Annotated in this window: 5 protein-coding genes and 2 pseudogenes; 4 read left to right on the forward strand and 3 right to left on the reverse strand. The window is 34.8% G+C overall.

Annotated elements, in window-relative coordinates; translation table 11 throughout:
* Positions 1 to 76: 76 nt before the first annotated feature.
* Both ACQKN4_RS20910 and ACQKN4_RS20915 read right to left on the reverse strand, forming a co-directional pair.
* Positions 77 to 256, reverse strand: a complete 180-nt coding sequence (locus ACQKN4_RS20910; protein ID WP_427484718.1) for a hypothetical protein — start codon at positions 254 to 256, stop codon at positions 77 to 79.
* 76 nt (positions 257 to 332) lie between these two features.
* Complete coding sequence (locus ACQKN4_RS20915) at positions 333 to 1,097, reverse strand: MerR family transcriptional regulator (protein ID WP_079559989.1); 765 nt, start codon at positions 1,095 to 1,097, stop codon at positions 333 to 335.
* Positions 1,098 to 1,288: 191 nt separating this feature from the next.
* On the opposite strand from ACQKN4_RS20915, the pseudogene ACQKN4_RS20920 reads away from it, so the two are divergent.
* Together ACQKN4_RS20920 and ACQKN4_RS20925 are read left to right on the forward strand one after the other, a co-directional pair.
* Positions 1,289 to 1,480, forward strand: a pseudogene (locus tag ACQKN4_RS20920) (hypothetical protein); the annotation flags it as partial.
* Positions 1,481 to 1,659: 179 nt separating this feature from the next.
* Entirely contained in the window at positions 1,660 to 2,193 is a 534-nt protein-coding gene (locus tag ACQKN4_RS20925; protein WP_079559988.1) for a hypothetical protein, read from the forward strand.
* A gap of 280 nt (positions 2,194 to 2,473) precedes the next feature.
* Here the strand turns inward: ACQKN4_RS20925 and ACQKN4_RS20930 are convergent, their stop codons facing one another.
* The gene (locus ACQKN4_RS20930; protein ID WP_427484719.1) at positions 2,474 to 3,736 is read right to left on the reverse strand and encodes an MFS transporter; all 1,263 of its coding nucleotides are present in this window, start codon (positions 3,734 to 3,736) and stop codon (positions 2,474 to 2,476) included.
* Between the two features lie 390 nt (positions 3,737 to 4,126).
* Between ACQKN4_RS20930 and ACQKN4_RS20935 the strand changes: the two genes are divergently transcribed.
* A complete protein-coding gene (locus tag ACQKN4_RS20935) occupies positions 4,127 to 5,881 on the forward strand; it encodes an ABC transporter ATP-binding protein (RefSeq protein WP_427484720.1) in 1,755 nt (584 codons plus the stop codon).
* 17 nt (positions 5,882 to 5,898) lie between these two features.
* Positions 5,899 to 6,060: pseudogene (locus ACQKN4_RS20940) on the forward strand (response regulator); the annotation flags it as partial.
* Positions 6,061 to 6,143: the final 83 nt, after the last annotated feature.

Here is a 6,143-nt window from a genome sequence, read left to right on the forward strand (position 1 = left end):
TTTTTTAGTAAGAAACGTACAATATAAAACCGTAGGAAATCAAGGTTTATAAATTTGATTTTCTGCGGTTTTTTTATTAATCAATTCCCTTTCCATTTGCTCCCCCTATATCATTCATCGCTTGTTTAGGTGAAGCTCCTTGATAAGGGATAACTACTGTTAAATATGGCATATCAATTTTCGGATATTTTTCAATATGTAAAGTTTGTAATGAATAAATTCCTCCAACAATAATAAGTGGTATTACTAATATCATTGTTTAAGCATTTTCATACTTAAGCGGTGAACCGTTTCATATTGCACCTTCCTCAAACTATTCCTAGTAGTATTTTCTACTCCATTTGTATAACAGGCAACAATAAATCTAATTGAGTAAAGTCATCACCTCGATACCACTCAAGAATGGAGCGTGTCGGCACCCATTTATGTTGAAGCGCATATTGAAGTAATTTTATGTATCCATCCTTGATCGTTGTCATTTGTTCTTTAAATGGTAATGCCAGACATATACAAGAAGGCATATGTTCAATAAAATCACTTTCAACAAGATCATGTATTTTTGTATCTGCTGGAACACCAAAGCCGATTTGAGCTTTGATTACATCTTGACCTGATAAATAATTTAAATAATAACTTTTAATACTTATATTTAATTGTTTTAATTCGTTTGCTCTTTTTTCAAAGTGCGCGCCAAATTTACCCGTTGCTGATTGAGCTGTATACCAAATAATTTTTTCATCATTTTTATCAATCAAATAGATACCATCTCGAATCGAGTTACTTTCCAAGTAGCGTAAGCTAATATCCAGCAGATTTCGTTTTTGTTTCATTTTTTGAATCCATGTTTTCATCATTTCCTGGCGAATCGTTTCATCCTGCTCGTGTAAATAATTTTGAATTTCCTGAATTGATACATCTGCTAATCGCAAAGTGGATATTAACTTTACTGTCGCAATTTGACTATCTGTATATACTCGATAACCATTTGAACTTCTTTCCTCCGGTAACAGTAATTTTTTAGTTTCATAAAAGCGTAATGTGCTTTTAGCTATACCTGTTCTTTCAGAGAATTCCTGAATGGTCATATATTTCTTCAAATCATCACACCTCTCTTAATTCCAATGTAAACCTTCAACCAACTTGAAGGTCAATACATATTAGCGATATTTTTCTATTTTATACAATCATCCTTTATCGCCAATAAATAAAGACCCGCCTTGTAACTTTGAGTCGATATTCGTTCCGACTATGCCCCTTCCTGGATAACAGGAACCTAATTGTCAGCTAACGATTTCAGGGCGTTGGTACGTATTATTTGGATAGTTACCTTTACTGGTGTCGTTGGCTTGAGTTACATAAATACTTGGCATTTGAAAATCGGGTAGAGCAAATGCTTATTTCAACTTGTCAAAAATCTAACTATTTCACAATTGAAGCAATAAGAAAAGGCAAAGAGCACCATTTATCAGATGCTTTTTAAGCGGATTCAGTGGTTTACTGTTATTCAATTAGCGAAGCAAAAAGAGGTTTTCGCTTAATTAATATGGTAAATTTGATAAAAGGTGGAATTTTTTGTTGTTTCTCCTTATAATATACAATATATAAGCGTGTGTTTTCATACTACTAGATTTTTTGTAAGTAAAAGTGTGGGGTGGTTAATTGAATTTTATTACTTGGTCAATTATTGCAGCAGAAATTGGTTTTTGGATTGTTATAATACTCGGTCTAACTTTACGTTATGTATATAACTTTAAAAAAATGGGATCGTTCTTTTTACTTCTAACACCGGTGATTGATTTGTTTCTGTTAATCGTAACTGCTATAGATCTATTAAAGGGTGGAAATGCAACTACGTCTCACGCAATTGCTGCTATCTATTTAGGTGTGTCGATTGCTTTTGGAAAGAGTATCGTTCGTTGGGCTGATGAAAGGTTCTTATACTACATAAAAAAAGAGGGAACAAAACCTGAAAAAAAGACTGGTTTCGCATATGCTCGTAATTCTTTGAAAGGGTCTTTTCAGCATTTATTTGCATATATCATCGGAGCAGGATTTTTATTAATATTGATATACTTAGTAAATGATGCGGACCGTAGCTCTAAACTTTTTGAAACACTAAAAGTATGGTCTTTAGTACTGGGAATTGATTTTATCATATCTATTTCATATTTCATTTGGCCACAAGGAAAATAGTTATTTTACATAGAAGTAAGTAAAATATTTTAAAAATAATGAATGTTTTTTCTTCAACTAACCAGAGCCTTCGTTAAATTTTCGATTCACGAAATATCAAACCCAAAAGACAAATTTATCCTACACATTTTGTAGATTAAATCTGTCTTTAACAGCAACAATCTTTTAGAAAACAGCCAACTTTATTATTATTCAAAAATGTGGTTGCGTTAGAAACTTGCCTGTAAAAGCTTTCCTTTACACATAATAAAAATCTCAGAGAAAATGTGGATAGCGAGAATCAATTTGCTACCTCGCTCTTTTCAAATCGTAAAATCCTCTTCGTGGTAATTGCCATCACTACCATAGCAATACATATCATTAAAATAGGAACGTAGACTTTAACACTAAATGCTTCGAAAAATAAGCCATACACAATTTGCCCAATTGGTGCCATACATTGTGAAACGGCAATGATAATAGCCATGACCTTCCCTAAGTTTTCATTAGGTGTTTCTTTTTGTACAAGCGTAATAACATAAATGGAGATGATTGTCATAATCATAGCGATTAAAAGTGCGCTCAAAACAAATAAAATATAAGATGGATAATAGCCAATATTCAGCAACAGAGGCGTAACCGCTATAGCCATTGGGATAATCAATAAAGCAGTAATGAAAATCCAACTATACAAATTAGTGATACCCATTTTTTTTGCAAAGTACCCCATAGATAAAGCTCCTAAGATCGTAGCAAAATCGATTAACCCCATCCCTACTCCGTACAATGTATCACTACTTTGCATTGTAACACGGAGAATAATCGGTACACCTACGACAAATAGCGGTGTTAATAATAAATTTAATAATGCCGCTAAAATCATACATTTGAAGATAAAAGATTGCTTCACTACATAGCTAAAGCCCTCTTTCAAATCATTTACCAGCGTCGGTATAATATGACCATCCTGCTCTCGTTGCATAAATGGGATATGAATAAACATCTCTAATATGGCCGAAAGGAAAAAGAACACACCACTCACCACGACTAGCACTTTTAAGCCAATCAAACCGTATAGTATTCCACCTAATACAGGAGCAGCTACATTAGACAATGCTTGAATACCATTAACAATTCCATTAGCTTGCTCAAGCTTCTCCTCTTCTACAAGTACTGGTATACTGGCCATCACTGCAGGTGCATACATAGCACTAACAAGGGAAAGCAGTACCATCACAACACCAATTAGCAAAACAGAACTATTACCAATTGCTAGCATTGCAAAGAAAGTAAACACAATTATGCTACTCGTAAAATCGAAAATCACCATTAAGTTGCGTCGATTGAACCTGTCAGCAATGGCTCCTCCAAGTGGTGCTAGTAATATTGGAACGCTCGATATCGCAAACAGTACTGCAAAAAGATCTGCACGTCCTGTAATATCAAGTACATAAAGTGATAAGGCAAACCTTAAAAGCGCAGAACCTAAAATAGAAATAATTTGCCCAATCACCATCAGGTTAAAATCTTTTGAAAAGCCTTTTCTTTTAATCTGTGATTCCATACATTAGACCCCTTTCTTTTAGAACTATTAAAGTAACAATCATCCACGCCTATCTGAACCAATGAGAAGGCTCTGATTTCCGCTACGGGCTACTAGCTTTCCTGCGGGAGTCGAGTAGCCCTACGCTACAATCAGTTAAAATGGAAATAAATTGACAAAAATAAAACTAGACCGACTGTCGGTTTATGATATTGTATGATAATTCTCCAAAAAAAGGAACTTATTTTGATCTTTCGCAAAAAATTTATAATTGATCATACTTTTAGGAATAGGTCCATATCGAGTCATCACCTCTTGCTCATTTCATATTCAGTTCATAAAGACATGCTATAGTAAGATAAATAAAAGATTCATATTTAATGTTGAAGAAATTGAAGGGAGATTTTAACGTTGCAAGAAACATTGCAAGATACTACTAAAACGAAGGATTGGCGACGCTTTGTTCGCTTAGTCAAACAGGCTGAGCCACCGATGTGGCTTTTAATTATTTCATTAATTATGAGCTTAGCGACTACAGGCGTTGGCTTTATTGTTCCGTTATTTACAAAAAAATTAGTCGATGGATTTTCATTAGAGTCACTTGATTATTGGCAAATTATTTTATTAGGTTTTGCTTTTATCGCGCAAGCCATCGCGAGTGGACTTTCCATTTATTATTTAAATCGTGTCGGACATCATGTTGTCGCCAAATTACGCGATCAGCTTTGGAGAAAGCTTCTTCATTTACCTATCCCTTATTATGATGAGAACGATACAGGTGAAACATTAAGTCGAGTTACGAATGACACAGCTGTCGTTAAGGAGCTCATTACCGAACACCTTGCAAACTGTTTATCTGGTGTTATTTCCATTATTGGCTCCATCATCATTCTATTAATCTTAGATTGGAAAATGACCTTAGTGATGCTGATCGCTGTTCCACTTGCTATGGTTATTTTATTGCTTCTAGGAAGACGTATGTTTGTCATTTCAAAAGGAATGCAAGATGAAACAGCAAAATTTACGTCCGTGCTCAATCAAGTTTTACCTGAAACACGATTAGTAAAAGCTTCAAATGCCGAAAATATTGAATATGAGCGTGGCAAAAAGGGAATTACAAACCTCTTTACGTTTGGCTTAAAAGAAGCAAAAATCCATGCACTTATTTCGCCACTAATTTCGTTTGTATTAATGTCAGTCCTTGTAGCCATTATTGGTTATGGTGGTGTACGAGTTTCTTCAGGAGAACTTACAGCTGGTGACATGGTAGCCTTTATTTTATATTTAATCCAAATTATTATGCCGATGACCCAATTAACGATGTTCTTTACACAGCTTCAAAAAGCAATGGGTGCTACAGAGCGAATCAGTGCTTTACTTGAGCATGAAGAAGAGAATATTTTTGAAGGAAAAACATTAGAAAAAGTAAATCAGCCGATTTATGTAAAAAACGTTGACTTTGCTTATGGAGAAGAACTGATTTTATCGGATATTAATTTTACTATTGAACCTGGAAAAGTTACGGCTATCGTCGGGCCTAGTGGTGGAGGAAAAACAACAACATTTTCTCTGTTAGAAAGATACTATCAACCTACTAATGGAAGTATTACACTCGGAGAAACCCCTATCAACACGTACTCCCTACATTCTTGGAGAAGCCAAATCGGCTATGTTGCTCAGGAGAGTGCACTCCTGTCTGGTACGATTCGCGAAAATATTTGCTACGGTATTAACAGAGAAGTACAGGATGAAGAGCTTGAAAGAGTTGCTAAAATGGCCTATGCCGATCAATTTATTAATGAACTACCAGAACAATTCGATACAGAAGTTGGAGAACGTGGCATAAAGCTTTCTGGCGGTCAACGACAACGAATTTCGATCGCTAGGGCACTTTTACGCGACCCTCAAATATTAATGCTAGATGAGGCAACATCTAGTCTAGATAGTAACTCGGAAATCTATGTTCAAAAAGCATTGGATAATTTAATGCAAGGTAGAACAACGCTCGTCATTGCACACCGCCTTTCAACAGTAGTAGATGCAGACCAAATTCTTTTTGTAGAGAAAGGACATATTACAGGCAGTGGCACACATGAGACTTTATTTGAGACGCATAATATGTACCGAGAGTTTGCCAAACAACAATTACGTATTAAAGAGGAATAATGAAGGGATTTGTTAGCATGACAAAATTATTAGTTGTAGATGATGACGCCCATATTCGAGAATTAGTAAAGATATTTTTACAAAATGAAGGTTTAGAAGTAATTGAAGCTACGGACGGTGTGGATGCACTGTCCAAATTGGATTCTGATAAGGTGGATATGATTATTATGGATATTATATAGTATATTAATCTATCAGCATTTACTGCTTTATTTTTGGTGTATTACATCATTTGAAAACATGATGTAACTTTCTTAAATTC

This window comes from Lysinibacillus sp. NPDC093692, assembly GCF_050280125.1.
Taxonomy (GTDB): domain Bacteria; phylum Bacillota; class Bacilli; order Bacillales_A; family Planococcaceae; genus Lysinibacillus.

Coding starts and splice junctions, on each gene's coding strand:
- ACQKN4_RS20910 (WP_427484718.1), bottom strand. CDS start 256: ATGATATTAGTAATACCACTTATTATTGTTGGAGGAATTTATTCATTA.
- ACQKN4_RS20930 (WP_427484719.1), bottom strand. CDS start 3,736: ATGGAATCACAGATTAAAAGAAAAGGCTTTTCAAAAGATTTTAACCTG.